The organism is Blautia ammoniilytica (assembly GCF_025566965.1).
GTDB lineage: Bacteria > Bacillota > Clostridia > Lachnospirales > Lachnospiraceae > Blautia_A > Blautia_A ammoniilytica.
In genome coordinates this window covers 1-2,037 of sequence record NZ_JAOQJL010000076.1, presented here as the reverse complement: position 1 = coordinate 2,037, position 2,037 = coordinate 1, and the positions used below count along the sequence as shown (strand labels likewise).

The window sequence follows — 2,037 nt, the reverse complement described above, 5'->3', positions numbered from 1 at the left end:
GATTTTTGCAAAAAAGTGGGGGATTTTATAAAAAAAGGGATCTGAAAGTCTTGATTTTACTGGGCTGAAGATTCCGAGAGATTATAAAGGGAAAAGGGAGGATTTTATAATGAGTATTGCAGAGAACAGGCAGGCAATCCTGGAGGGCAGGACTGCTCTTGGGATTGAGCTTGGGTCTACCAGGATCAAGGCTGTGCTGATCAATGAACAGAATGAGCCGATAGCATCCGGAGGACATGAATGGGAGAATCGTTATGAACATGGAGTATGGACCTACAGTCTTGAGGATGTATGGAGCGGGCTTCAGGGGTGCTATCAGAGCCTTCTTATGGACATTAAAGAGAAGTATGGTGCAGAGACAGAGCTTACCAGAACAGGTGCTATAGGTATCAGTGCCATGATGCATGGTTATATGCCTTTTGATAAAGAGGGGAATCTGCTGGTTCCTTTCCGTACCTGGCGCAATAATATTACTGGGGAAGCCAGCGAGAAGCTTTCAGAGCTTTTTCATTATAACGTTCCCCAGAGATGGAGCATTGCTCATTTATACCAGGCCATTCTGAAAGGCGAGCCTCATGTAAAGGATATTGATTATATTACTACTCTTGAGGCTTACGTGCACTGGAAGCTTACCGGGCAAAGAGTGCTTGGGATCGGGGATGTGGCAGGTATGTTCCCGGTAGACTGTGAGACGAAGGATTATAATGAGACCATGATCCAGCAGTTTGATCAGCTGGTCCAGCCATATGGATTTGGCTGGAAGCTTCGGGATATTATGCCTAGATGTCTGGTGGCAGGACAGGAAGCTGGCTGTCTGACAGAAGAGGGTGCAAGACTTTTGGATGTGAGCGGCAGATTGCAGGCCGGGATTCCTATGTGTCCGCCGGAAGGGGATGCAGGCACTGGCATGGTTGCCACTAACAGCGTTGCTATGCGTACAGGGAATGTTTCAGCAGGTACTTCTGTATTTGCATCTATTGTACTGGAGAAGGAATTATCTGCCCCTTATAAGGAGATTGATATGGTTGCTACACCATCCGGTCATCCGGTGGCTATGGCACATTCTAATAACTGCACCACAGATCTGAATGCATGGGTGGGCATTTTCAAAGAGTTTGCCCAGGCTATGGGGATGGAAGTAGATATGAACCAGCTTTATGGCACCTTATACAGAAAGGCTCTGGAGGGAGACAAAGACGGCGGTGGACTTCTGTCTTACTGTTACTATTCCGGTGAACATATGACCGGATTTGAAGAAGGACGGCCTTTGTTTGTAAGATCTCCGGAGAGCCATTTTACCCTGGCGAATTTTATGCGCACCAATCTTTACACCTGCCTGGGAGCTATGCGTGTAGGGCTGGATATCCTCTTCAAGAAGGAGGATGTGAAGGTGAGTCGTCTTTTGGGTCATGGCGGGCTGTTCAAGACCAAGGGCGTAGGCCAGCAGATCCTGGCAGATGCTGTAGGAGCACCGGTTTCTGTTATGGATACAGCAGGAGAGGGAGGAGCCTGGGGAATTGCAGTTCTGGCATCTTACCTGATCCATAAGAAAGAGCGTGAAACACTGGAGGACTTCCTGGACCAGAAGGTATTTGCAGGGAATATGGGCACCACCCTTGCTCCGGATCCGGAAGGTATAGAAGGATATAATCGTTTCATGGAGCGGTATCTGAAGGGCATTCCGGTGGAACGGGCTGCTGTGGATTCCGATATCTGGACGGAGTAGAAGTAATTGATTTATCTCAGTCGAGAAGACTCCCACCTCTTTCAGGTGGTGAGTATCTGCTCGACTTGAAGTTATTTGTTCAGGCCGCATTATTCACAAAGGATATGTTATATATCAGGACTTCGATTTCAGATGTTCCTCGGGCAGTTATTATTATTGTCATTTACCAAGGCTTATTTTATGTATTGCATTGCTTTGGCACTCTGTTTTTGGGGTTGCATTTTTTTAACATAATATATAGCAAGAATTCTCCTTCCTCTACAGGTGGGAGATGAATTGCATAAAAGCAAAAAGAACACTTGTTCTTCGAT

The 2,037-nt window shown here is 46.6% G+C and carries 1 protein-coding gene; it reads left to right on the top strand.

Translation table 11 applies throughout. The annotated features are described in order from the left end of the window. Positions 1 to 109 precede the first annotated feature (109 nt). Positions 110 to 1,726 (top strand): xylulokinase, encoded by a 1,617-nt coding sequence (locus tag OCV61_RS18385; protein WP_158422946.1) that lies wholly within the window; start codon positions 110 to 112, stop codon positions 1,724 to 1,726. The last annotated feature ends 311 nt before the right edge of the window (positions 1,727 to 2,037 follow it).

Excerpts from the sequence above, each read along its gene's own strand:
- OCV61_RS18385 (WP_158422946.1), top strand. The coding sequence starts at position 110 with ATGAGTATTGCAGAGAACAGGCAGGCAATCCTGGAGGGCAGGACTGCT.